The sequence below is a fragment of the Streptomyces sp. NPDC102283 genome, from assembly GCF_044766265.1.
Lineage (GTDB): Bacteria > Actinomycetota > Actinomycetes > Streptomycetales > Streptomycetaceae > Streptomyces.
In genome coordinates this window covers 200,198-223,933 of record NZ_JBIWLQ010000009.1, presented here as the reverse complement: position 1 = coordinate 223,933, position 23,736 = coordinate 200,198, and the positions used below count along the sequence as shown (strand labels likewise).

The 23,736-nt window shown below is 71.3% G+C and carries 19 protein-coding genes; 11 read left to right on the top strand and 8 right to left on the bottom strand.

The genetic code is table 11. From position 1 onward, the window contains the following. Window positions 1-3: 3 nt before the first annotated feature. On the bottom strand, window positions 4-1,974 hold the full coding sequence (locus ACIRJT_RS19900; protein WP_403910902.1) for an acyl-CoA dehydrogenase: 1,971 nt from the start codon (window positions 1,972-1,974) through the stop codon (window positions 4-6). 357 nt (window positions 1,975-2,331) lie between these two features. Between ACIRJT_RS19900 and ACIRJT_RS19895 the strand changes: the two genes are divergently transcribed. From ACIRJT_RS19895 to ACIRJT_RS19875, 5 genes are all read left to right on the top strand, one after another. Next, window positions 2,332-3,084: a (5-formylfuran-3-yl)methyl phosphate synthase gene (locus ACIRJT_RS19895; protein ID WP_403910900.1), complete on the top strand. Its 753-nt coding sequence runs from the start codon at window positions 2,332-2,334 to the stop codon at window positions 3,082-3,084. 8 nt (window positions 3,085-3,092) lie between these two features. Beyond that, window positions 3,093-4,496, top strand: a complete 1,404-nt coding sequence (locus tag ACIRJT_RS19890) for an aldehyde dehydrogenase family protein (RefSeq protein WP_403910898.1) — start codon at window positions 3,093-3,095, stop codon at window positions 4,494-4,496. A 2-nt stretch (window positions 4,497-4,498) separates the two neighbouring features. Further along, window positions 4,499-5,587 (top strand): NAD(P)-dependent alcohol dehydrogenase, encoded by a 1,089-nt coding sequence (locus ACIRJT_RS19885; protein WP_403910896.1) that lies wholly within the window; start codon window positions 4,499-4,501, stop codon window positions 5,585-5,587. A 128-nt stretch (window positions 5,588-5,715) separates the two neighbouring features. Next, on the top strand, window positions 5,716-6,624 hold the full coding sequence (locus ACIRJT_RS19880) for a class I SAM-dependent methyltransferase (protein ID WP_403910894.1): 909 nt from the start codon (window positions 5,716-5,718) through the stop codon (window positions 6,622-6,624). 376 nt (window positions 6,625-7,000) lie between these two features. Next, window positions 7,001-8,164 carry a hypothetical protein gene (locus ACIRJT_RS19875; RefSeq protein ID WP_403910892.1) on the top strand — a complete coding sequence of 388 codons (1,164 nt, stop codon included), beginning with the start codon at window positions 7,001-7,003 and terminating at the stop codon, window positions 8,162-8,164. A 17-nt stretch (window positions 8,165-8,181) separates the two neighbouring features. Here ACIRJT_RS19875 and ACIRJT_RS19870 read toward each other — a convergent pair whose 3' ends face one another. Beyond that, window positions 8,182-9,174, bottom strand: coding sequence for a LysR family transcriptional regulator (locus ACIRJT_RS19870; RefSeq protein WP_403911113.1), 993 nt, complete (start codon window positions 9,172-9,174; stop codon window positions 8,182-8,184). Between the two features lie 39 nt (window positions 9,175-9,213). Between ACIRJT_RS19870 and ACIRJT_RS19865 the strand changes: the two genes are divergently transcribed. Both ACIRJT_RS19865 and ACIRJT_RS19860 read left to right on the top strand, forming a co-directional pair. Then, on the top strand, window positions 9,214-10,122 hold the full coding sequence (locus ACIRJT_RS19865; protein WP_403910890.1) for a serine hydrolase: 909 nt from the start codon (window positions 9,214-9,216) through the stop codon (window positions 10,120-10,122). Between the two features lie 83 nt (window positions 10,123-10,205). After that, a complete protein-coding gene (locus ACIRJT_RS19860) occupies window positions 10,206-11,222 on the top strand; it encodes an MBL fold metallo-hydrolase (RefSeq protein ID WP_403910889.1) in 1,017 nt (338 codons plus the stop codon). Window positions 11,223-11,282: 60 nt separating this feature from the next. Here ACIRJT_RS19860 and ACIRJT_RS19855 read toward each other — a convergent pair whose 3' ends face one another. Beyond that, the gene (locus tag ACIRJT_RS19855; RefSeq protein ID WP_403910887.1) at window positions 11,283-12,116 is read right to left on the bottom strand and encodes a PIG-L family deacetylase; all 834 of its coding nucleotides are present in this window, start codon (window positions 12,114-12,116) and stop codon (window positions 11,283-11,285) included. A 521-nt stretch (window positions 12,117-12,637) separates the two neighbouring features. Here ACIRJT_RS19855 and ACIRJT_RS19850 point away from each other — a divergent pair. Further along, window positions 12,638-13,852 carry a metallophosphoesterase gene (locus tag ACIRJT_RS19850; protein ID WP_403910885.1) on the top strand — a complete coding sequence of 405 codons (1,215 nt, stop codon included), beginning with the start codon at window positions 12,638-12,640 and terminating at the stop codon, window positions 13,850-13,852. Between the two features lie 13 nt (window positions 13,853-13,865). On the opposite strand, the gene ACIRJT_RS19845 is transcribed toward ACIRJT_RS19850, so the two are convergent. Further along, window positions 13,866-14,276 carry a Fur family transcriptional regulator gene (locus ACIRJT_RS19845; protein WP_403910883.1) on the bottom strand — a complete coding sequence of 137 codons (411 nt, stop codon included), beginning with the start codon at window positions 14,274-14,276 and terminating at the stop codon, window positions 13,866-13,868. Window positions 14,277-14,652: 376 nt separating this feature from the next. Here ACIRJT_RS19845 and katG point away from each other — a divergent pair, with 376 nt between their 5' ends. Beyond that, window positions 14,653-16,908: a catalase/peroxidase HPI gene (gene katG / locus ACIRJT_RS19840; protein ID WP_403910881.1), complete on the top strand. Its 2,256-nt coding sequence runs from the start codon at window positions 14,653-14,655 to the stop codon at window positions 16,906-16,908. A 409-nt stretch (window positions 16,909-17,317) separates the two neighbouring features. Here katG and ACIRJT_RS19835 read toward each other — a convergent pair whose 3' ends face one another. Continuing rightward, window positions 17,318-17,758 carry a hypothetical protein gene (locus ACIRJT_RS19835; RefSeq protein WP_403910879.1) on the bottom strand — a complete coding sequence of 147 codons (441 nt, stop codon included), beginning with the start codon at window positions 17,756-17,758 and terminating at the stop codon, window positions 17,318-17,320. A 488-nt stretch (window positions 17,759-18,246) separates the two neighbouring features. Next, on the bottom strand, window positions 18,247-18,657 hold the full coding sequence (locus ACIRJT_RS19830; protein WP_403910877.1) for an FKBP-type peptidyl-prolyl cis-trans isomerase: 411 nt from the start codon (window positions 18,655-18,657) through the stop codon (window positions 18,247-18,249). A gap of 125 nt (window positions 18,658-18,782) precedes the next feature. On the opposite strand from ACIRJT_RS19830, the gene ACIRJT_RS19825 reads away from it, so the two are divergent. Further along, a complete protein-coding gene (locus tag ACIRJT_RS19825) occupies window positions 18,783-19,421 on the top strand; it encodes a hypothetical protein (protein WP_403910875.1) in 639 nt (212 codons plus the stop codon). A 57-nt stretch (window positions 19,422-19,478) separates the two neighbouring features. Here the strand turns inward: ACIRJT_RS19825 and ACIRJT_RS19820 are convergent, their stop codons facing one another. After that, complete coding sequence (locus ACIRJT_RS19820) at window positions 19,479-21,020, bottom strand: hypothetical protein (protein WP_403910873.1); 1,542 nt, start codon at window positions 21,018-21,020, stop codon at window positions 19,479-19,481. Further along, complete coding sequence (locus ACIRJT_RS19815; RefSeq protein ID WP_403910871.1) at window positions 21,017-21,649, bottom strand: ATP-binding cassette domain-containing protein; 633 nt, start codon at window positions 21,647-21,649, stop codon at window positions 21,017-21,019. The genes ACIRJT_RS19820 and ACIRJT_RS19815 overlap by 4 nt, the downstream gene beginning before the upstream one ends. A gap of 838 nt (window positions 21,650-22,487) precedes the next feature. Here ACIRJT_RS19815 and ACIRJT_RS19810 point away from each other — a divergent pair. Further along, window positions 22,488-23,705: an acetyl-CoA carboxylase biotin carboxylase subunit family protein gene (locus ACIRJT_RS19810; RefSeq protein WP_403910870.1), complete on the top strand. Its 1,218-nt coding sequence runs from the start codon at window positions 22,488-22,490 to the stop codon at window positions 23,703-23,705. The last annotated feature ends 31 nt before the right edge of the window (window positions 23,706-23,736 follow it).

The following is a 23,736-nucleotide window of genomic DNA, read 5'->3' as shown; positions in this document are numbered from 1 at the left end:
GGGTCACCCCACGAGGTCCGGGGCGCGCAGCATCTCGGCCGGGATGCCCCAGGCGTCGACGAGGTCCGCCGCCAGGGGCCGGACCTTGCGGCAGAGATCGTTCACCTCACGGGTGATCGCCTTGGACCGCTGGACGGTCAGCCGGCCGTGCTCCATGAACCACGCCCGGTCCGCCTCGATCGTCGAGAGGGCGAACAGGTCGCACAGCAGGCCCAGTGCGACCTTGTTGCCGCTCTCGGGCAGCGCGCGCACCTTGTCGACGAACGCCTCCAGCACCAGCCGCTCCACGTGTGCGCGGGCGACGGCGATGACGTGGTCCTGCACCTGCGAGAAGACGGTGCCGGGGTCGCGCTTCTGGTCGATTCCGCGCTTGAGCCTGCGGGCCGCCCCGGCGAGCATGTGCTCCTCGCGGTAGCGGACCATGGCGAGCTGGTACTCCGAGTCGAGCAACCCGGCCTCCTGGTCCCACTCGTCTCCCCCGGGCAGCAGGTCGCGGACCCGCTCCAGCAGTTTGTGGGCCGATGTCTTCTCGATGACCGTCTCGACGGCGAGGTTGGTGACGTAGCGGACCATGCCGAGCTGGTCCAGGTCCTCGAACTCGCTCGCGTAGTCGGTGAGCAGGCCCTTGGCGACGAGTTGCAGCAGGACGTGGTTGTCGCCCTCGAAGGTGGTGAAGATGTCGCTGTCGCTCTTCAGGGCGGCGAACCGGTTGACGCTGAGATAGCCGGCGCCACCGCAGGCCTCGCGGCACTCCTGGATCACCCGTGTGGCGTGCCAGGTGCCGAGTGCCTTGGTCCCGGCGGCCCGTGCCTCCAGCCGCCGCCGTGCCCCCGGATCGTCCTCGACGCCGGAGAAGACCTCGTGCAGCTGGGTACGTACGACGTCCTGCGCGAAGTGCAGCGCGTACGTGCGCGCGATGAGCGGCAGCAGGCGGCGCTGATGCAGTCCGTAGTCGAGGAGCAGTTGCTCCTCGCCCCGGGATCCGTTGGGGCCCGCCGGGAACTGCCTGCGCCGCAGGGCGTACTTCGTGGCGACCGCGAGGGCGACCTTGGCGGTGGAGACTCCTGCGCCGCCGACGCTGACCCGGCCCTGCACCAGGGTTCCGAGCATGGTGAAGAAGCGGCGGTCGGGGTTGTCGATCGTGCTCCGGTAGACGCCTTTGGGGGTGACGTCGGCGAAGCGGTTCAGCAGCGCTTCGCGAGGCACCCGCACACCGTCGAACCGGATGCGTCCGTTGTCCACGCCGTTGAGGCCCATCTTGCGGCCGTCGTCCTCGATCCGGACGCCGGGCGCCACCTCGCCGCCGGTCCGGATCGGCACGACGAACGCGTGCACCCCCTCGGAGGTCCCGCCCACCTCCAGCTGGGCGAAGACGACCGCCAGTTCCCCATGGCGGGCCGCGTTGCCGATGTAGTCCTTGCGGGCCTGGTCGCCCTCGGTGGTGATGACGAATTCCTGGGCGTCGACGTCGTAGCGCGCGACGGTGGCGAGCGCCTGCACGTTGGAGCCGTGCCCGGTCTCGGTCATCGCGAAGCAGCCCATCACCTTCCCGGTGATCAGGTCGGGCAAGTAGGCGTCGTGGTGTCGTCCGGTGCCCAGGTGCAGGATCGCTCCCCCGAAGAGCCCGAACTGCACGCCGACCTTCACCAGGACCGACAGGTCGCCGAAGGCGAGCGTCTCGAACGCGGCGACCGAGGCCCCGATGTCGCCGCCTCCGCCGTACCGAGCCGGGAAACCCATGCCGGTCTGGCCCGTGGCCGCCATCTCGACCACACGTTCGCGCACCCGCTCGCGGAAGGTGTCGAGGTCGAGCTCGTCGGCCTCGTCGAGAACCGGGGCGTGCGTCACCAGGTTGGCCCGGACCAGGTCGCGGACCTCGGCGTACTCACCGTCGAGCACCTCGGTCAGCGCCCGGACGTCGAGCTCCGGCCGCACGTATCCGCCCGAAGCGGTGGATGTTTTGTCAGTGGTCATACCGCTTCGCTACCCGGCCCGGGGAGGATCAATAGTGGTTGACGCGTTCCCCTTCGACGCGGACTCCTCCCGACTCCGGTGACAGAGGCGTGGATCTCCGGTTCCGCGGGGCGCCAGCCCGCCCGGCTACCGGTTCGCTCGCTCCCGGCGGACCCGGCGGACCCGGTCAAGGGGGGAGCACCAGGCGAACGGCGCGTCACAGGGGGCGTGAGCGCATCGGAGCAATGCACCGTTCGCCATCCCTCGCGCCCTGCCGAGGCCCGTGCGGCGCCGCGAGGATGAGCCGACCGCACCAGATCCCGGCTGCTCCGCGCACCTGCCGTCCGGCGGGTGAACACGCGGTGGAAGGAATGCACGTTGCTGCTTCTCATCTCCCCGGACGGTGTCGAGGAAGCTCTCGCGTGCGCGAAGGCGGCGGAGCATCTCGACATCGTCGATGTCAAGAAGCCCGACGAGGGGTCGCTCGGCGCGAACTTCCCGTGGGTCATCAGAGAGATCCGCGAAGCGGTCCCGGCGGACAAGCCGGTGTCCGCGACGGTCGGAGACGTACCGTACAAGCCCGGCACGGTGGCCCAGGCGGCGCTCGGCGCGGCTGTCTCCGGAGCCACCTACATCAAGGTCGGGCTCTATGGATGCACGACGCCCGACCAGGCCATCGACGTCATGCGGGGGGTCGTCCGGGCCGTGAAGGACTTCCGGCCCGACGCGTTCGTCGTCGCGTCGGGCTATGCGGACGCCCACCGGATCGGCTGCGTCAACCCGCTCGCGCTGCCCGACATCGCCCGCCGCTCCGGATCCGACGCGGCCATGCTCGATACCGCGATCAAGGACGGGACCCGGCTGTTCGACCATGTGTCGCCCGAATCCTGCGGGGAGTTCGTGCGGCTGGCCCATGAGGCCGGTCTGCTCGCCGCGCTCGCGGGCAGCGTCAAGGCGGCGGACCTCGCCACGCTGACCCGTATCGGGACGGACATCGTGGGCGTGCGCGGGGCGGTCTGCGAGGGCGGGAACCGCGACAGCGGGAGGATCCAGCCGCGGCTGGTGGCCGCCTTCCGGGCGGAGATGGACCGACACGCCCGGGAGCTCCCGGCCACCCCGGCCGCGAGTTGACCGCCGGCGTGGAGCCGCAGCCGCGCCGCCCCGGTCCCGCACCCCGCGGTGAGCGTTTCACCGTCCTCGATCCGGCGACGGGCGAGCCCTTCGACGAGGTTCCCGACCAGCAGGCGAGGGAGCTGGACGCGGTGGTCGGCCGCGCCCACGAGGCCTGGCCCGGATGGCGGGCCGACCCTGCCGCCCGCACCAGCGCCCTGCTCGCGTCGGCCGACGCCGTGGAGGCGGCCGGAGCGGACCTCGCTCCTTTGCTCACCCGTGAGCAGGGGAAACCGCTGGCCGAGTCGTACGCGGAGGTCGCCCGCACGGCGGCCCGTCTGCGCTGGTTCGCCGAATGCGTCCCCGAACCCCGTACGATCACCGACGGCCGGGCGGTGCACAGCGAGGTCCGCTGGCGGTCGCTCGGGCCCGTCGCCGCCATCGTCCCGTGGAACTTCCCGCTCCAGCTCGCCTCGGCGAAGTTCGCGCCCGCGCTCGCGGCGGGCAACACGGTGGTGCTCAAGCCCTCCCCCTTCACGCCGCTGGCCACCCGGCTGCTGGCGTCCGTCCTGTCCGCCGCCCTCCCCGAGGGCGTGCTGACGGTCGTCACCGGGCGCGAACCGCTCGGCGCCTGCCTCGCGTCGCATCCGGGAATCCGCCATGTCACCTTCACCGGCTCGGTCACCGCCGGGCGGGCCGTCACGGCGGGTGCGGCCTCCGGCCTCGCCCGGGTCACCCTGGAGCTGGGCGGCAACGACGCCGCCGTCCTGCTGGACGACGTGGACGTGGAGCGGATCGCGGACCGGCTGTTCTGGGCGGCGTTCCGTAACTGCGGGCAGGTCTGCATGGCGGTCAAGCGCGTCTACGCCCCGGCCAGGCTCCACGCCCGGGTGGTGGAGGCCCTCGCGGAACGGGCGAAGAGCGTGGTCGTCGGAGCCGGTCTCGACCCGGCCACGGAGCTGGGGCCCCTCAACAACGCAGCCCAACTGGCCCGGGTCGAGCGGTACACGGCCGGTGCCCTGGCGGACGGGGCCCGGGCCGTGGCCGGTGGCCACCGCCTGGACCGGCCGGGCTACTTCTACGCCCCGACGGTCCTGGCCGATGTGCGGGCCGACGACCCGGTGGTGACGGAGGAGCAGTTCGGCCCGGTCCTGCCCGTCCTGCCGTACGGAAGCCTCGACGAGGCCGTGGAGGCGGCCAACGCCACCCGCTTCGGTCTCGGCGGATCGGTGTGGGGGACCGACCTGGACCGGGCCGAGGCGGTCGCCGGGCGGCTGGAGTGCGGGACGGCGTGGATCAACCACCACGCCGAACTGTCCCTCGCCCAGCCCTTCGCCGGTATCAAGGAAAGCGGCGTCGGCGTCGCGGGCGGGCCGTGGGGGCTGTACGGGAATCTGCGGCCGTTCGTCGTCCACCGTCCCCGGGAGGCCTGACGATGAGGTTCGTCGCGGCGGTACTGCGCGGTTACGAGGACCCGTTCGCCGTCGAGGAGGTGATTCTGGGCGCGGGGCCGGCCGACGGCGAGATCCTCGTGCGGATCGCGGGCTGCGGGCTGTGCCGGACCGACCTCGCCGTCCGCCGCTCGGCGGGCCGCTCACCGCTGCCGGCGGTGCTCGGCCACGAGGGGGCCGGGGTGGTGGTGGAGACGGGCGGCCCGAACACCGGCCTGCGGCCCGGCGACCACGTCGTGCTGAGCTTCGACTCCTGCGGGCGTTGCCGGAGTTGTCTGGGCGGGGCCCCCGCCTACTGCGACCGGTTCGCCGCGCTCAACCTCTTCGGGGGACGCGCCGAGAACGCGGCCCGGTTCACCGACACGGCCGGGGAGCCGCTGGCGCCCCGGTGGTTCGGCCAGTCCTCGTTCGCCGCGTACGCGATGGTCCCGGCCCGCAACGCCGTGCCTGTCGACACCTCTCTCCCCCTCGAACTGCTCGGCCCCCTCGGCTGCGGCTTCCTCACCGGTGCCGGGGCGGTCCTCAACTCCTTCGGCGCCGGCCCCGGAGACACCGTCGCGGTCTTCGGCGCCGGAGCGGTGGGCCTGGCCGCGGTCATGGCGGCCGGCGCCTCCGGGGCCCTCGCCGTGGCGGTCGACAGGCACCCCGAACGGCTGGCCCAGGCCGAGCGGTTCCACGCGGTCCCGCTGGACGCCGCCTCGTCCGACCTTCCCGGCCGCATCCGGCGGCTGACCGGCGGCGGCGCGCAGTACGCCCTGGACACCACGGGTTCCGCCCGGTTGATCAACGACGCGCTCCGGGCGCTGCGCCCGACCGGCCATCTGGGCCTGGTGGCACGGCGGCACACCGTGCTGCCGCTCGAACCGGGGGCCCTGGACCGGGGCCGGAAGATCTCCCACATCTGCGAGGGGGACGCGGTGCCGGCGCTGCTGATCCCCCGGCTGGCCGGGCTGTGGCAGGCCGGGCGGTTCCCTTTCGACCAGCTGATCCGTACGTATCCGCTCGCCGACATCAACGAAGCGGAGCGCGACTGCGACGCGGGCCGTGTGGTGAAGCCGGTCCTCATTCCGTAGGTCAGCACCGCGCTGTTCAGCGGACTCTTCCTTCGCACGGCTCGCCGCTCGTCGTCTCCAGCCGACTCCGTCAGCATCACCCGTCTCCAACGACATCAGTCCCCTCCATCACCACCAAGGGAGTTCACATGGTCGACACGGCGCACCGGAACGACGGTGTGAAGGGTGTGGCAGGAGGGATCGGCGCGACCGCTCTTCTGGTCGCCGCGGCACGGGCCATCGAGACGCATCGGCCCGACAGCCTGGCGCAGGACGTCTTCGCGGAGCACTTCGTGCTCGGCGCTCCGGCGTCCAAGGGCTGGCCGGTCCACCCGCGGGAGGTCCCGGACGGGGACGAGAACCCGTTGTGGGGTCGGTTCGCCCGGTACTTCGGACTGCGGACACGAGTCCTCGACGACTTCCTCCTCCGGTCGGTGCACGCGGGGAACGCCCGCCAGGTCGTCCTTCTCGGGGCGGGGCTGGACTCGCGTGCGTACCGGCTGGAATGGCCGTCCGGCTGCGTGGTCTTCGAGATCGACCGGGCGGAGGTCCTGGCGTTCAAGCACCAGGTGCTCGACGGTCTCTCGGCCACCCCGAAGGCGGCACGCGTAGCGGTCCCGATGGATCTGCGCGCCGACTGGGCCGGCGCCCTGCCCGGCGCCGGCTTCGACCCCGCCGCGCCGAGCGTCTGGCTGGTCGAGGGCCTGCTGTTCTATCTGCCGCCCGCCGCCGAGACCTACCTCATCGACACGGTGGACCGGCTGAGTGCGGAGGGAAGCGCGCTGGCCTTCGAGGTCAAGCTCGACAAGGATCTGCTGGAGTACCGCCACAGTCCGCTCTACACGGCCACGTCACAGCAGATCGGCATCGACCTGCTGGACCTGTTCGACCGGAACCCGCGGCCCGACTCCGCGGGGGAACTGACGGACAGGGGCTGGTCCACCTCGGTCCGTACCCCCTTCGACTTCACCCGCCTGCACGGACGCGGCCCACTGCCCGAGCGGAACGACGCGCTGGCCGGCAACCGGTGGGTCTTCGCGGGCAAACCCCGGCGGTAGACACCGGCCGTGTACGCCGCCGCCCACGACGGTGCGGTCGACCGCGGCGCTCGTTCCGGGCGCGCTGACAGACAGCGGCTGTGCCCGGGGCGTTCCGGAGTGCCGCGTCACAGTGCTGCTCCGCGTACGTCTCAGCGATGCCGCGCGGGTCTCCGCTCCGGAGCGTCGCGGTCGTCTTCCCGTTGCCGCTGGTGTCCGCCCATGACTCCGTGGCCACGGAACCGGAACAGCTGCGGTTGCCCATCACCTCGCCCTCATCGCTTACAGGTCGCACGCTGAGCGCGATGGCCGGCAGTCGGCAGCTACTCGGCGGTCTGGAAAGCTCAGGGGCCCCGTGACGGGCAAAGGGGCCGAGGACCGAGCGAGAGGAAGAACGATGAGTTTGCCTGCCGAGGGTTTCCCTGCCGAGGGTTTCCCTGCCGAGCGGGAGCGGCTTCTGCGTGCGCCGAGACGAGATCTCGAGCGGGCTCGGCGGGGCCCGGAGACCTGGCCCGATCTGGCCTTCTCCGAGGACCGCACCGCCGAAGGGCGGGCGATCGACCGCGGCAAGGCCGCCCGTCGGAGCGTTCTGTGGGCGCTCCAGTACGACCGTCGCCCTCAGGACCTGCGGCTCGTGCGGTTTCTCCTCCAGCAGGAGAGCACGTACTACCGGGAGATCGTGCCCTGGGGACTGGGTTCGGACCTGACGCTGGCAGGCTTCCTGGTCGCGGAGCACCGGCAGGCGGAGGACCTGTGGCTGCACTGGTCCGCCAAGAACATCAGCTTCGACACCGCTCTCGGCTATCACCTCTACCATCTTCTGACCGGGGGCGTCGCCGCTGCGGTGGACACCGTGCGCGCGAGCGACCACCCCGATCGTGGCCGCATCCTGGACGACATCACCTCGGATCGCCACACCGACACGGCCGTCGAGCAGTGGCTCGACGAACAACGTGCGCGGTTCCCCTCCGACCCGGCCGGGGAGAGCCTCGAATCATGGGCCCACCACGCCGCGGGCCTGGGCGAGCGGGAAGCGTCCCGCCGGTTCATGACCGCGTGGGCGGCGGGCGAGCCACGCACCGAGGACACGCTCAACACGCTCCAGCATCACCTGGACCGACTCGGCTTTCTCACCGAAGCCGTGGCGGTGCAGCGAGAGGTCATCGCGGTCAGCGACGCTCCACCGGCGGCAGCGGCGTTCAACCTGCTCACCCTCGGCCGACTGCAACGACGGTCCGGCGACACGACGGGTGCGTGGCGAACACTCGAAGAGACGCGGGACGTCATGCCCGCCGACAAGCGGGGGTTGCGGGCGGGGCTGTGGCGGCACTTCGCCAAGGAATGCCTCCTCGTCGTCGCGGACACACCGGACGACGCCGCGGCTCGTCGTCGGCTCGCCGTGAGCGACGAGCATCTGCGGGGGATCGCCCGGCTCTGGATGGACGGAGTCCTCGACGCCGCACTCGCGGCGGCCGAACAGGTCGGGGATCCACGGGCACTCGACCGCTACCGCACGTTGGAACGGGCCGCGGCGCTCGAATGCGAACAGGACATCGGTTGAGCGGCCGGAGCACCGCGTCAGGGCCGCGGGACGGGGCCGCGTCGGTTCGGCTCGTCGTACACCACCGACCATGGGCGGGGAGGTCCGTCCGACGGGCGTGGGCCGGTGTCGTGGTGCGGCGTCGTGGTGCGGTCGCGTGCCAGCACACCGGCCGCGAGCTCCGCGAAGTGCGGTGCGGCCGGGTGCGCGGAGCGACCGGAGGGCCAGGCGCCGGTCGTCCGCCTGGTGAGCGGGCGGCCCGCCAGGGGGCGCCAGAGCACGCGCGGCTCCTTGCGGGCCACCGGGCCCTGGTCGAAGGCGACGCCGTGGCCCGCGTGGACGAGGGCCAGCAGGAACTCGGGGTTGGACGCGTGCCGGACCCGGCCGGGCACGAAGCCCTCGGCACGACAGGAGTCGAGGATCCGGTCGTACCAGCCGGGGGCCTGGGCACGGGGGAAGAGCACGAGATCGTGGCCGGACAGTTCGGCGAGCGCCACTTCGGGGATCCGGGCCAGCGGTGACGTGCGGGGAAGTACGACACCGAGCTCCGCGCGCACCTCCGGCCCGAGGCGGAGCTCGGTGGCGTCCACGGGCTGGTGGACGAGGCCGACGTCGAGCCCGCCGGAAGCGAGCAGCCGCAGCTGTTCCTCGGTGGTGATCTCCTGCAGATCGACGGACAGGCCCGGGGAGTGCCCCGCACAGGCCGAGAGCAGCGCGGACAGCGTGGAGACCGTGGTGTCGGGAGGAACGCCCGCGCGCAGCGTGCCCAGGCCGCCGTCGCCGGCGCGGCGGGCCAGTGTCCGCAACCGCTCCTCGCGGGACAGGAGCTCACGGGCCTCGTCCAGCAGCACCATGCCGGCGGCGGTGAGCCGGACCTGGCGGTGCGACCGGTCGAACAGTGCGGCTCCGAGGTCCTTCTCCAGCCTGCGCACCGCCTGGCTGAGGGGCGGCTGGGCCATGCCGAGCCGGTCGGCGGCCCGGCTGAAGTGCAGCTCGTCGGCGACGGCGACGAAGATACGCAGGTGGCGCAAGAGATCCACAGTCAGAGACCTTATGCGAGGGGCGAACCGATGGTCGAGAAACGAATCCGCGAGGTGTTCGCGGGGGCGGGCGCCGAGGGGTTGTTGCACGCGGTCCCCGTCGAGGGGGAACCTGGCGCCGGGGAGGTGGCAGTCGGGGAGGTGGCCGTCGGCGCCGACGAACCCGTCGTGATCGCCTCGGTCTTCAAGGTGCTGCTGGTCCTGGAGTTCGCCCGCCAGGTGGCCGCCGGCCAGCTCGACCCGCGGGAACGGGTGCGGGTGACGGCAGCCGACCGCCTCGGCGGCTGGGGCACGGCGGGCTGCGCGGACGACGTCGAGCTGTCGCTGCGCGATCTGGCGTTCTTCGCCCTCTCGGTGAGCGACAACTCGGCGGCGGACCTGCTGCTGGCACGCGTCGGCCTGGACACGGTGCGGCTTCTCGCCGAGGAACTCGGGCTCGACAGGACACGCGTCGTGGGTGGCCCCCGTGACGTGCTGGAGTCGATGCTCGCCGAGGTCGGCGCGCGCGACGAGGCGGAGTTCGCCCTCCGGTACCCCGCGCTGCCGGACGAACGCAAGAGGCGCCTGGGCGTGCTGGATCCGCTGCGGACCAACGCGAGCACACCCCGGGACATCACCAGGCTGCTGCGTCTCGTCTGGCGTGACGGGGCCGGCCCGCCGGAAGCCTGCGCCCGGGTACGTGAACTGATGAGCCGTCAAGCCTTCAGGCACCGGCTGGTCTCGGGCTTTCCCGACGAGGTGACGATCGCGGCCAAGACCGGAACCCTGCCCGGCCTGCATATGGAGGCCGGGGTCGTCCGCTATCCCGACGGCCGTCACTACGCGGTCGCCGTTTTCGCCCGTACGCGTGAGCTGGCCGCCTCGCGTACGGCGGTGGACGCCGCGATCGGCGCCACAGCCCGGATCGGCGTCGACTTCCTGCGCGGCAAGGGCTTCTGACCTGTGCGCATATGTGTTCGCGTATGAGTGCACCCGGATTTTGATCTTGGACGAGAGGGGTCGTGCCCTGATCTCCTGACGCCATGAACGAGGACACAGACGTACAGCGTCCGAAGCGGCGCATCCAGGCATTCGGGCGGCGCGCGGTGCTGCGCGGCGCCGCCATCGGCGCGGCGGCCCCTCTGCTCTCCGCCACGACCACCACCAGCGCCGCCGCCGCGAATCACGGGGCACCAACGGCCGGTTCGGCGTCCTTCCGCTGGCTGGGCACCTCCGGCTGGCGCATCGACATCGGCGGCCGGACGGTGCTCTTCGACCCCTACATCACCCGGTTCAAGACCGGCCTGTTCGACGGAGGGCTCAAGCCGGACACGAAGTTGAGGTCCGACCACGGTCTGGTGCGGGAGCACGTCGGCAGCCCCGAGATCGTCCTGGTCAGCCACTCGCACTGGGATCACGTCGCCGACGTGCCGCACATCGCCAAGTCCACCGGCGCGCGGATCGTCGGCACCGAGACCACGTTCCATCTACTGGTCGCGTTCGGAGTCGACCCCGACCAGATCTCGGTGGTGAAGGGCGGCGAGGTCCTGGACTTCGACGGAATCACCGTCCAGATCGTGTCGAGCCTGCACAGCCGCAACAAGCGGCACACGTACTTCGCCCCGGGCACGCTGAACGCTCCCCCGGCGGCGGCGCCGAGGACCATCTCCGATCTGCCGGAGGGCGACACCCTGGCCTTCCAGGTGACGGTGGGGAGCGGCGGCCCGTCGGCGTTCCTGATGGGCGCCAGCGACTTCTCCGAGCAAGCCGTCCGGGGCCTGAGCCCCGACCTCGCGATGGTCGCCGTGCCGTCCAGCGCCGCCACGTTCCGCTATACGTCGCGGCTGCTGCACGCCCTGGACAGTCCGGGCGTCGTCGTTCCCGTCCACTGGGACAACTTCGAGGAGCCGCTGAGCGAACCTCCGCGCCGCGACCCGGTGATGGACCTGAGCGGGTTCGCCGCCCAGGTCCACCGGGAGTCCCCGACGAGCCGGATCGTCGTCCCGGACTACCGCACGACGTACGGCGCGGACATGCGCGCCGGTACGCCTACCGCATAGGCACCGGTCCGTCTTCGGCGCAGGGGCGCGGTACGTCCACGGGGCTGAGGGGCGGACGGATCAGCGGAGCCCCGCGAAGAGGTCCTTCTCGGGTACCGCCGCGCCGGTGGGGTCCTGGACGCGCAGGAAGGTCTCCATGCCCATCAGCTCGCCGAACCTCTCCTTGCCCATCTTGAGGAAGAAGATGTTCTCGCCCTGGCTGGCGTGCGCGGCCAGGGCGTCGAACTTCTGGCCGCTGAAGGCGGTGGTGTCCACCCAGGTGGTGATCTCGTCGTCGGGGAGGCCGATCTCGGCCATCGCGGCGGTCTCGGCGGGATCCGGCTCCGGCATGTCCTCGTGGAACTCGCGCATGGCCTCCCCGAACCGCCGCATCGTCGAGTGGGGCATCGTCGTCCAGTACACCTTCGGCGTCAGCTCGGTCATCTCCAGCGCCGCCATGGTGATGCGGTGGGCCTGGATGTGGTCGGGGTGGCCGTAGAAGCCGTTCTCGTCGTAGGTGACGACGACATCGGGGCGGTAGTGCCGCATGAGTTCCGCGAGTCGGGCGGCACCCTTCTCCACCGGGGTCTGCCAGAACGATCCGGGGGCCTCGTTGCTCGGCCAGCCCATCATTCCGGAGTCGGCGTAGTCCAGCGTCTCCAGATCGCTGACCCCGAGGACGTCACAGCTCGCCTTCAGCTCCCGAAGGCGCATCGAGGCGACGGCGGCCGGATCGTGTCCGGGGCCACCCGGTTTGACACCCCCCGGTCCGTCACCGCAACCGCCGTCGGTACACGTCACGAGAACCGTGCGGATGCCTTCCGCCGCGTACCGCGCCAGAACTCCTCCGGTCCCGGTGGCCTCGTCGTCGGGGTGCGCGTGCACGGCCATGAGGGTCAAGGGCCGGTCGGTCATGAGGAGGTCCTCCCGCAGAGATACGTTGTGGTCCGGGTCGACGGCGGGCGCGTGTTCCGCGATCCCAGGGCTCGGATCCCGACGGGGCGGACGCCCCTGCGGCCCCCGTGTCCCCCGCCCGCACGGCGCCGGTCCCTTGAACGGTGCAACCGCGCCGACCGGGCCCGCTGTTCCCGAAGGGACCGGCCATTCTCGTGATCGCCCGTCGTGCCGGAGGCGGCGGGCGCTACCCCGAGACCGCCCGGGCGCCCTGAGGTCCGCGCCGTCGCCCGAGTGTCGCCCTCAACGGCTTGCCGAGCCCTGAAAGGCGGCGCCCTTCCGCGACGGCGCACAATGGGCCGGCCAAGAGGCTCCGGCAGGTGAGGCCGGAGCGGAGTCGGGGAGAGCCGGAGAGTCAGGGGATGGGCGGCGGATCATGTCGGGCCGCCGGCGGACGTTTGGTACGACGACTGTGTGCGCGATAGCCACCACCCGGCTCGGATACGGCACGATCCACCGACAGAAACCTCAGGAGGGGAAGCGTGACCGAGACGAATGACACCCGATCCGCCGCCGGCGAAGCGCAGGAGGCGCCACGGAGCCGCCTGCAGCGGCTGATGCGTTACGTCCCTCTGATCGCCCCCGTCCTGCTGTGGGCCGTGCCGTGCTGGGTTCTTCTGCACACGGGCCAGCGATGGCCGCTCCCCGTCACCCTGACCGGCACCGCGCTGTTCGTCCTCGGCCTGGCCGGGATGCCGCTCGCGATGGTGCGCGGCCACGGCCGGCGCCAGCAGGACCGGGCGGCGATCGTCGGTGACACGCTGCTGGGCGGCATCTGGGTCCTGTTCACCTGGTCCGTACTGCTCGGCGTCCTGCTGCGGACCGCCCTGACCGCGGCCGGCGTCGGTGACGGGCAGGACCGGGCGCGCATCGTCACCTGGAGCGTCCTGGGCGTCGCCGCCGTGCTGCTCGCCTGGGGGTACGCCGAGGCCCGGCGTGTGCCGCGGGTGCGCCGCCTCGACGTACGGCTCCCGCGCCTGGGAGCCGGCTTGGACGGAACGCGGGTCGCCCTGATCACCGACACCCATTACGGTCCGCTCGACCGGGCCCGCTGGTCGGCACGGGTCTGCGAGACGGTGAACACCCTGGAGGCAGACCTGGTCTGCCACACCGGCGACATCGCGGACGGCACGGCCGAACGCCGTCGCGCCCAGGCCGCTCCGCTGGGCACCGTGCGGGCGACGCGGGCCCGTGTCTACGTCACCGGCAACCACGAGTACTACAGCGAGGCGCAGGGCTGGGTCGACCTGATGGGCGAGCTGGGCTGGGAGCCGCTGCGCAATCGCCACCTGCTGCTCGAGCGCGGCGGTGACACCCTCGTGGTCGCCGGCGTCGACGACGTCACCGCCGAGTCCTCCGGACTGGCGGGCCACCGCGCCCACCTCGCCGGGGCGCTCCACGGCGCGGACCCCGATCTGCCCGTCCTCCTCCTCGCCCATCAGCCCAAGTTCATCGGCCGCGCGGCAGCCCACGGCATCGATCTCCAGCTCTCCGGCCACACCCACGGCGGCCAGATCTGGCCCTTCCACCACCTGGTCCGCCTCGACCAGCCGACCGTCGCCGGCCTCAGCCGCCACGGCGCTCGCACCCTCCTCTACACCAGTCGCGGCACCGGTTTCTGGGGCCCGCCCTTCCGCGTCTTCGCCCCCAGCGAGATCACCCTGCTCGTGCTCCGCTCCGCGCAGCCGTCCGGCTGACGCGCGCAGACGGTCAGGCGCAGGCCGGGCAGAGGCCCCGGTAGGTGATCTCCACCGAGCCAACGGCGAACCCGAACCGCTCGGTCTCGGGCAGGTCGCCGAGGGCGTCGCCGACCGGGTGGACGTCGCGGACCATGCCGCAGCCGGAGCACACCAGGTGCTGATGGGGGCGGCGCGCGTTCGGGTCGTAGCGCTTGGCCCGGCCCACGGTGGAGACCTCCAGCACCTCGCCGAGCGTGACGAGTTCCCCCAGCGTGTTGTAGACGGTCGCGCGGGAGATCTCGGGCAGTCGGGCCGCGGCCCGCAGATGTACCTCGTCGGCCGTCAGGTGCACGTGGTCGCCGTCGAGGACCTCCGCGACGACACGTCGCTGCGAGGTCAACCGCCAGCGACGGCCCCGTAGCCGTTGAAGGAGGTCGCTCATCTCGTCACCTGCTCCGCTTCGCGGGGGACGCGCGGCGCCGAAAGAATCCGGCGCCGCCGCGCCCCGGCCATTATCGTTTTAGCGCACTTCTTGACTTGGACGAAGTCCATTGTAGGATCGATCCCGGCGACATCCAAGAGACAGGAAGACTCCGGTACGGCAGCAGAGAAGCGCGGTGGGACACCGTCGGTCGACCGCGCGGCGCCGACCGGGCGCCGTCCTCGTCGCACCGCCCGGGACCGTCCGGTCCGGTTGGTCCGGGTGACGTTCGGGCGACCTCGGCGAGGCCTGGCCTACATCGTGCCCCCTCTGCACGGACCGAATCCTCCTCCCCCGTTCAGCGCCCCCACGACCCACCGGGTCCGGAAGGATTGCCATGACCGAGAACCACGAGTCGCATGTCTTCGATCCCGTCACCCCGGATTCGCCCGAGACGGCCGTCCCCGAGGTGCCCGAGGCCCAGGCGAGCGGCTGCCCCGTGGCCCACGGCCGCGCGCCGCACCCCACTCAGGGCGGCGGGAACCGCCAGTGGTGGCCGGACCGCCTCAACCTGAAGATCCTCGCCAAGAACCCCGCCGTGGCGAACCCGCTCGGTACGGACTTCGACTACGCGGCCGCTTTCCAGGCGCTCGACCTGCCCACGGTGAAGCGGGACATCGCCGAGGTGCTCACCACGTCGCAGGACTGGTGGCCGGCCGACTTCGGCAACTACGGGCCGCTGATGATCAGGATGGCCTGGCACAGCGCGGGCACGTACCGCATCAGCGACGGCCGCGGCGGCGCGGGCGCCGGTCAGCAGCGCTTCGCCCCGCTGAACAGCTGGCCGGACAACGGCAACCTGGACAAGGCCCGCCGTCTGCTGTGGCCGGTCAAGAAGAAGTACGGTCAGGCGCTGTCCTGGGCGGACCTGCTGGTCCTCACCGGCAACGTCGCCCTGGAGACCATGGGCCTGAAGACCTTCGGCTTCGCCGGCGGCCGCGAGGACGTCTGGGAGTCGGAGGAGGACGTCTACTGGGGCCCGGAGACCACCTGGCTCGACGACGAGCGCTACACCGGCGACCGTGAGCTGGAGAACCCGCTCGGCGCGGTCCAGATGGGCCTGATCTACGTCAACCCCGAGGGCCCCAACGGCAATCCGGACCCGGTCGCGGCCGCCCGCGACATCCGGGAGACCTTCCGCCGGATGGCGATGAACGACGAGGAGACCGTCGCCCTCATCGCCGGTGGCCACACCTTCGGCAAGACGCACGGCGCGGGCCCGGCCGAGAGCGTCGGCGCGGACCCCGAGGGCGCCTCCATGGAGGAGCAGGGCCTGGGCTGGCGCAGCTCGTACGGGACGGGCAAGGGCGGGGACGCCATCACCAGTGGTCTGGAGGTGACCTGGACCAGCACCCCGACCACGTGGGGCAACGAGTTCTTCCACAACCTCTTCGCCTTCGAGTACGAGCTGACCAAGTCGCCGGCCGGTGCGCACCAGTGGGTCGCCAAGGACGCGGAGGCGACCATCCCGGACGCGCACGACGCGTCGAAGAAGCACAAGCCGCAGATGCTCACCACCGACCTGTCGCTGCGCTTCGACCCGGCGTACGAGCAGATCTCGCGCCGTTTCCACGAGAACCCGGACGCGTTCGCGGACGCCTTCGCGCGCGCCTGGTACAAGCTGACGCACCGCGACATGGGCCCGATCCAGCGCTACCTGGGCGCCGAGGTGCCCTCCGAGGTCCTGCTGTGGCAGGACCCTCTGCCCGCCCGCACCACCGAGCCGCTCGACGCCGCGGACCTCGCCGCGCTCAAGGAGCAGGTGCTCGCCACGGACCTGACGGTGGCGCAGCTCGTCTCGGCCGCCTGGGCCTCGGCCGCCTCCTTCCGCGGCAGCGACAAGCGTGGCGGCGCCAACGGCGCCCGGGTCCGTCTGGAGCCGCAGCGCGGCTGGGAGGCGAACGACCCGGACGAGCTGGCCCAGGTCCTGCGGGCGCTGGAGGGTGTCCAGGAGTCCTTCAACGCCCAGGGCGGCAAGCAGGTCTCGCTGGCCGACCTGATCGTCCTCGCGGGCAACGCGGCCGTCGAGCAGGCGGCCAAGGACGCCGGTGTCGAGGTGGAGGTGCCGTTCAGCGCGGGCCGGGTCGACGCCACGCAGGACCAGACGGACGTCGAGTCCTTCGCCGCCCTGGAGCCCGTGTACGACGGCTTCCGCAACTACGCGGGCAAGGGCAGCCGCCTGCCCGCCGAGTACCTGCTCCTCGACCGGGCCAACCTGCTGACGCTGAGCGCCCCGGAGACCACCGTCCTGGTCGGCGGTCTGCGCGTGCTGGGCGCCAATTCCGGCGGGTCGAAGCACGGCGTCCTCACCGACCGTCCGGGCACGCTGACCAACGACTTCTTCGTGAACCTGCTCGACCTGGGCATCACGTGGAAGTCGACGTCGTCGACGCAGGACGAGTTCGAGGCGCGCGACGCGACCGGCCGGGTCAAGTGGACCGGCACCCGCGCGGACCTGGTCTTCGGCTCCAACTCCGAACTCCGTGCCCTCGCCGAGGTCTACGCGAGCGACGACGCGCGGCAGAAGTTCGTGACGGACTTCGTCGCCGCCTGGAGCAAGGTCATGGACCTCGACCGCTACGACCTGGTCTGACCACGCGGTCGGGGGCGCCCCCCGCCGGGGGCGGCCCCCCCCCCCCCCCCCCCCCCCCCCGCCCCCCCCCCCCCCCCCCCCCCCCCCCCCCCCCGCGGGGGGGGGGGGGGGGGTGGGGGGGCGCCCCCCCCCCCGCGGGGGGGGGGGGGGGGGGGGGGGGGGGGGGGCCCCCCCCCCCCCCCCCCGCCGCCGGGCCGCTCCGGCCCGGCGGTCTCCCAACCCTCAGAACCAGAGGTTCTGGAGTGTCGGCATCGGTACTGATCAAGGGCAAGACGAGAGGGAACGCGCTGGTCCCCGCACGGGACATGACCACTACCGCGGGCTGTGAGAGGTCCGTTCCGGGACGCCGTGTCGACTCGCGAGGGCTGGTCTGCCGGCTGTCCGGACTGGCGCGTGTGGTCGGTGAGATCTAATAGCGCTCCTGAGTACAGCGTGTCGACGTCGGGCCTGTTGATCGAGCCGAGGGGGAGGCTGTTTCCACCGACTCCGATCGTGACACCCTCCTCCGGAGCCGCCTGCACGGCGGAGGCGGCGCGGGGTCGGGCGTGTGCAGCTGCGCCACGCCGTTCACCCATGCGAATCGGGCCGTGTATGTCGTGCCGGAGCTGTTCACAACGGGGAGTTCGGACGGGACGTACTTCCCATCACTTACGACGACCACGGGCCGACCGTCCCGGTACTCGATCGCCAGTTTGCCGATGTCCTCGGGCTCGACCTGATCGGCCGGGACCAGCCTCGGTTCCTTGAACGCCGTCGCCTCCGGGGTGGAGGTCTGGCCGAAGCTTGCCAGCTGCTCGGGCGTGAGCTGCACCTTGGCGGGACCCTTTGAGTTGGGCGTGGTCTCGGACATGGCTGTCCCCTCACTGGTCGGCACGGTGTCGACCTGACCAGAGCGTCGCAGCACGCAGTGTGAGCAGGAAATCACTCTCGGCGGAACGGCTGAGAACCAACACGGTGGCATGAACAAGATCGCTCCCGTGGGCCTTGACCAGCCTGATCACCCCCTTAGGGCTTGCAGATCCTCAACACGTTGTTTTGATCTTGTTGTCCTCACCGGTCTGTATCTGGACCCGGCCCCGAAGGGCGGCGAGGGCCGTGGGTGGGGTTGTCGGCGAAGCCGGCCGAGGCGGCCGACAGCGCCGGATATACCCGTCCGGGGCCAGGGTCTTGGTGGCGTCGTTCAGTTGCGGGTCGGCGAAGCCGCGGACGCTGACCGGGACAGGCTCGCCGGCGGGACGCCACTGGCGAGCTCCACGAAGGCCGAGGGGACATCCCCGCTCGGCCGGCGTCTCGTCGCGGTTCCTCACGTTCCCCCTGGCTCCGGCACCCGCATCGCGTTCAGGCCGAGCCGGACCTCGCCCCGGTGGGCCCGCCCACGACCGTCAGCAGGTCCACGACGAAGATCAGCGTCGAGCCCGCTGGGATGGACGCCGAGGGCGACTGCTTGCCGTAGCCGAGACGCGGGGGAACGATGATCTCGCGGCGACCGCCGACCTTCATCCCCCTGACTCCCCGGTCCAAGCCCTTGATGACCCTGCCACCGCCCACAGCGAACTTGAACGGCCGGTCCTGTCCCCAGGAGGAGTCGAATTCCCTTCCGGAAGCGAACGTGACCCCTGCATAGTGGACCTGGACGACCCGGCCCGGCTGCGCCTCCGGCCCATCTCCCACCACGAGGTCCCGGATCGTCAGCTCCGTGGGCGCGTCGCCCTCCGGAACCTCGACTCCGGGCTTCGTCAGTTCGCTCATCACGGTCCCCTCGCTCGCCACCGGCATCCCTCGCACGGGCCGGCCGGACGCATGGACCTTCCACGCGGCAGGCGATCACCGTACCGGCAGAGCCCGTGGCCCAAGGTGCACCTACCCTTCTGCTTATGCAGGTGCAACGGGATCCGTCGAACGTCGCGCACGCCCTGACGGCGGCGTTTCCGCTCCGTCTCGCGGATGACGTTCGGCGTGTCCTGGCCGTCATGCCGGAGTCCGTCACCGCACCGATGACGCCCTTCGAGGTCGAGGTGCAGGGGGAGACCGTCGCCATCCCGTCACGCGTCTACAACGAGGAGCCGGGCACCGAGTGCGGGCGGGCCCTGTCCGAAACCCAGCAGATGATTCTGCACTGTCTGTACTCCCGGCACCACGATGGCCGGGTCCGCCAGCGGCACCTCGAACGGATCGTGGCGTCGGGTGAGTCGTGGGCGGTCCCGTTCGTGGTGCGGTTGGTCGGCGAATACGTGCTGGAGATCATCACGTCGATCGCCCACGGACTCCCCGGGCTGGCGGAGCCGGGCTCGGCCCAGCGTCGTCTCTACGGGGACTTCATCGCTCGTAACCCGGCCTTCTTCGCCCGTACCGAGCGACGCGTGGTGAGCTACTGGTCGTGCTACTACCGTTGGGAGTACGGAGCGTTCGGGACGTATCCCGGATGTGTTCTCCTGGAAGCGTTGCGGGCCGCTGCTGTGGAACAGGTGGGTGCGCGGTTGCCGCGGCACACGCCGCCCCCGCAGTTGGGCTGAACGCTCGACCCTGTGGAGACCGGGGCTGCAAGCAGGGTGTCTACGACGCAGGCGGCGCTACGCCCGGCTGAGGCGGGAGAACAGCCCCCCGTGCGCCCAGCCCGTACGGCGTAGCCCTGCCCAGACGCAGCCGGCGGCGATCCCGATAGCGAGTGCCGTCGCGCCGACCGCGGACGGGAGAGCTCCCATCACGGCGACGCCGATCACCACGACGACGAACCCGTCGAACTGCCAGGCGATGACACGCAGCCCGGAGAGGTCGCCGAGCGGCGTGATGATCGGGAGGAGCAGTTCGAGCGGAAGATGCCATTTCATCTCACGCAGGAATCTGGCGCCCAGGACCATGACCACCGACCCCGCGACGAGAAGGGCCGTCTCACCCAGGTGTCCGCTGTGGTGGTCCCACCGGGCGACGACCGCGGACCCACCACCCAGGAGAGCACCGCTGGTCACCGCGACGACGGGCCAGACCAGTGTGCGGGCAAGGGTCCCACCCCACCGCTCGCCGAACAGCGGGGCCAGGGTCAGCTCATCTCGCAGTCCGCGCCAGGTCTCGCCCACCCACCCCGATCCCAGGTACACCGCCATCGCACCCACCGCCCACAGCCACCACGCCAGTCCGTCCTCCCGCCCGCCTGCACCGTGCGTCAGCGCGGAGGCGCCGATCAGCAGGAGCGCCGCCCCCGCGCCCGCGCGGCCGGGCGTTCGCATCGCTCGGATCGCACCCTGCGACAGATATCCGCGCAGGCGCCCGTCCGAACGGATCAGGGCCGAGGTGAAACCGCGCGGCTCCGGCCGGTACAGATCCAGCGCGTGATGGAGCGTCCCGGTCCAGGCGTAGGTCTGGGCCTGGGAGGCGCGGGCCGACTCGCGGGCGATCCGGGCCAGGTCGACCGTGCGGATCGCCCCGAGTGCCGCCCGCCCCACGATCGCCGCGGTGGCCGCCAGCACTCCGGCGAGAAGCCACAGCCCCACTCCGCTGTCCGGAGCCGCTCGGCTCACCCCGGCGACCACAAGGGCCGTGCCGCAGACGGCGGAGGCGAGCAGGAGGTTGGCGCGCAACGCCCGTACCTGGCCCCAGAGCCATGCGAACGCAGCGAGGGCGCTGAGCCCCACCACGGACGCGACGCCCTGCACCGCGGAATCGAGGTGATCGAAAAGATCGGTCGCGAGATAGGCCGCCGCGCACGCCGCCAGCAGTCCGGCCGTACCGACGTACGTCAGTCTGCGCCGGGCGATCGTGCCGAGGTAGCGCGTCGGCGAGATGTCCGTGGACATGAACACGTGCAGCAGGAACGGCTGGACCACCACGGGCCCCCAGAACCGCCCGGCGATCTGCGCCCCCCAGCACACCGCCACCGCGATCGCGCATGCCCGGGGCGCCGCCTCCGTGAGAGACCCCAACGAGACCGATGCGGGCGACGTGCTCCGGGCATGGACCACCGGCACCAGGTAGAACACGGCGAACAGGGCGACGAGGTAGAGGGCGTACGCGTGCCCACGCACCGTGCCACGGTCACCGCGACGGGCATAACGCTGCCGCACGGCACGGACGCGGGCCGCGTCGGGCTCGGGTGCCGCGAGGGTATCCGCCGTCATCCCAGCTCCACGCGGCCGTCACGCGCCTCTACCAGGGCGGGCTCATGGGTGGCGATCAGAAAGGCCGTGCCCTCCTTCGCCCGCTCCGTGAGCAGGGTCGCCACCAGGTCGACGCGGTCGCTGTCGAGGTGCCGCTCGGGCTCGTCGAGCAGCACCACGTCTGCGGGGCGCACCAACGTCATGGCGAGACCGAAGAGTTGAAGCTGCCCCGAAGAGACCTGATGGGGAAACCGCTCGCCCAGCGAGGACAGCCCCAGCCGCTCGATGATCTCTTCGGCGGCTTCGGCGGTCGTCCCGCCGTTGCCGTACCAGGAGGCGGCAACCAGGGTCACCTGCTCGCGCAGTGTCATGTCACGGGCGAACGGGATCGCGTCGACCAAGGAAGCCACGAGGCGTCGGTGCAGCGGATCGGCCATGTCGGCACGTTCGCCCCTCACCGAACACGAACCGCCCGTGAGACTCCGGCTGCCCAAGAAGGCTCGCAGGAGCGTCGTCTTTCCCGACCCGTTGCCGCCGATGACGCACCAGATCTCGCCCGGCATCACCGCGAACGACGTCGGCTCCAGCAGCGTGACGTTGCCCAGCGTGACGGTCGCACCCTCGGCCTCGATGACGGGAACGGTGGTCACTTCGCCTCCAGGTCCACCAGCATCTCTCGTGAGCGTGCAGTGTATGCGTCGCCCGCGCGAAGCCCGTCGACGGCCGTCACCCACGAGTCGGCGACCCGCGCCAGGAGCACGGCGAACGTGCTGGCCCCCGCGACCTCCGGGCCCCAGGGAACACGGCAGTGGCCCCACTTGCGTGGCGTGTTCCCGCACTCGGCCGAACCGGTCTCGCGATACGAGACGCCAGGCCGGAATCCGTGTCCGCTCCACGGACTTCCCGCCCGGCTGGCGTCGACAGGACGTGGCCGGTGGACGCAACTCAAAACCCTGGCTGTTCGGTTGACCGACGCGCAGCATGTGAATCGGCCGCAGCGCCGGAGAGTTCTGCGGATCCCCGGACAAATGTCGTCGAGCCACAAAGCGAAGGACTCCCATGTCCGTTCCGAAGACTCCCGCCCCTCGTTCCTGGAAGAGCCCGGAGAGCCACTGCATCGAGATCCTGGAGAACCCCTGGTCCCGGAACCGACGCTGTTCCGGGACGTGATCGCGGACCCGACCACCGCTTGAGGACCGGATGGTCCGGGCCGGGTTCTGTCGGCGTGTGGTCACCGACCACTCGCTCGCCACCGGACCACCACTTCATGATCTCCGCGTACGTCACCGCTGAGGGACCGGCTGACTACTGTGCAGGATCACCGACATCCTGTTACGGCAGGCCGACGCGCGCGCCCGGCTCCGGATGACCAGGACAGCGCTCGGCACGACCGTGCCTCGCACCCTCCGGCACCTGCCGGACGCCGTCGCCCCCTCCGCCAACCCCGCACAGCCGTCAAACCCACTCATCACGAAGGACGTTGATTGAATGTCAGACTCCCGCGACGTACTTGTCTTCTCGAAGCGCTTCGCAGGCGGCGTCCGCATCCTGGCCGCGATGCTCCGCGAAATGGACCTCCGGCCGGTGCTGGTCTCGGCCGAGCCGGAGGACATCAATCGGGACGCCTGTGACGTTCATCTGGTGGTGGACTGGGACGGCGGTGAGTTCGGCGACCTCGTTGCGGCGGCCGACGCTGCCGGCGTCCGGCCGACCGCGGTGGTCAACCTGGTGGAGCCGCTGATCGGCTGGCAGATCAAAACAGCGCAGCACTACGGACTGCCCGGCGGTGAGGCCAACCGCGAGGTGCTGCTCAGCAAGGTCCTGGTCCGGGAGGAGATGGCCCGGTTCGGGCTCTCCTCGATGCCGTTCGCCGGCGGCCCGGTGGCCAAGTTCCCGATCGAGACCGTCACCGACTACCCGGTGATCGTCAAGCCCGCCCGGGACTCCGGGGGCTCCCGGCTGGTCCACCGCGCGGACGATCCCGAGCAGCTCGCCGAACGACTGCGGGAGATCGCCGAGAAGGCCACCCCGGAGCTGGAGGTGATCGTCGAAGGGTTCCTGGAAGGAACGGAGTTCTCGATCGACGGCCCGCTGCTGGCGACCGGCTTCCGCGGCCTGTTCAGTGTGGAGAAGACAGAGCACGACGAGACCCGCCACCACGACGCCGGGCTGCAGATCTCCCCGCCGCCCTCGGCACATGTGCGGCGTGGGGTCGAGCAGCTGACCGCCGACATCAGCGCGCTCTGCGCCGGCCTGGGCATCTCCGGCGGCTGGCTGCATGTGGAAGGCCGGGTCACCGCCGACGGCCGGTCGGAACTGGTGGAGATCAACCCCCGGCCGGGCGGCGGCCTCTACCGCCCCGCCACCCTGCGGACCTGCGGCATCGACTCCGTACGGGCGATCGTGCAGATGTCGCTCGGCGGTGCCGCGGCGGAGGAACTGGCCGTGGCCACCCGGAACGAAGAGCTGCTGGGGCAGCTGCCGTTCGAGATCAACCAGCTGGGCCGGGTCGCGAGCGCCACCTCACTCGACGAGATCAAAAGCATTCCGGGCGTGGTGGACGGCTATCAGTTCGACTCCTACGAGGTGCTGACGCTGGACCAGGAGAACTTCTTCACGGAGGCGCTGATCACCGCCGAGACTGTCGAGGGCCTGGCCGAGGTCGCCGACCGGGTCCGGGCCGCCTTCCATTACAAGATGGCCTGAACCAGCCCCCCTGCCGAACCCATGAGGAACA

Excerpts from the sequence above, each read along its gene's own strand:
- ACIRJT_RS19900 (WP_403910902.1), bottom strand. The coding sequence starts at position 1,974 with ATGACCACTGACAAAACATCCACCGCTTCGGGCGGATACGTGCGGCCG.
- ACIRJT_RS19885 (WP_403910896.1), top strand. The coding sequence starts at position 4,499 with ATGAGGTTCGTCGCGGCGGTACTGCGCGGTTACGAGGACCCGTTCGCC.
- ACIRJT_RS19880 (WP_403910894.1), top strand. The coding sequence starts at position 5,716 with ATGGTCGACACGGCGCACCGGAACGACGGTGTGAAGGGTGTGGCAGGA.
- ACIRJT_RS19875 (WP_403910892.1), top strand. The coding sequence starts at position 7,001 with ATGAGTTTGCCTGCCGAGGGTTTCCCTGCCGAGGGTTTCCCTGCCGAG.
- ACIRJT_RS19865 (WP_403910890.1), top strand. The coding sequence starts at position 9,214 with ATGGTCGAGAAACGAATCCGCGAGGTGTTCGCGGGGGCGGGCGCCGAG.
- ACIRJT_RS19860 (WP_403910889.1), top strand. The coding sequence starts at position 10,206 with ATGAACGAGGACACAGACGTACAGCGTCCGAAGCGGCGCATCCAGGCA.
- ACIRJT_RS19855 (WP_403910887.1), bottom strand. The coding sequence starts at position 12,116 with ATGACCGACCGGCCCTTGACCCTCATGGCCGTGCACGCGCACCCCGAC.
- ACIRJT_RS19845 (WP_403910883.1), bottom strand. The coding sequence starts at position 14,276 with ATGAGCGACCTCCTTCAACGGCTACGGGGCCGTCGCTGGCGGTTGACC.
- katG (WP_403910881.1), top strand. The coding sequence starts at position 14,653 with ATGACCGAGAACCACGAGTCGCATGTCTTCGATCCCGTCACCCCGGAT.
- ACIRJT_RS19835 (WP_403910879.1), bottom strand. The coding sequence starts at position 17,758 with ATGTCCGAGACCACGCCCAACTCAAAGGGTCCCGCCAAGGTGCAGCTC.
- ACIRJT_RS19830 (WP_403910877.1), bottom strand. The coding sequence starts at position 18,657 with ATGAGCGAACTGACGAAGCCCGGAGTCGAGGTTCCGGAGGGCGACGCG.
- ACIRJT_RS19825 (WP_403910875.1), top strand. The coding sequence starts at position 18,783 with ATGCAGGTGCAACGGGATCCGTCGAACGTCGCGCACGCCCTGACGGCG.
- ACIRJT_RS19820 (WP_403910873.1), bottom strand. The coding sequence starts at position 21,020 with ATGACGGCGGATACCCTCGCGGCACCCGAGCCCGACGCGGCCCGCGTC.
- ACIRJT_RS19810 (WP_403910870.1), top strand. The coding sequence starts at position 22,488 with ATGTCAGACTCCCGCGACGTACTTGTCTTCTCGAAGCGCTTCGCAGGC.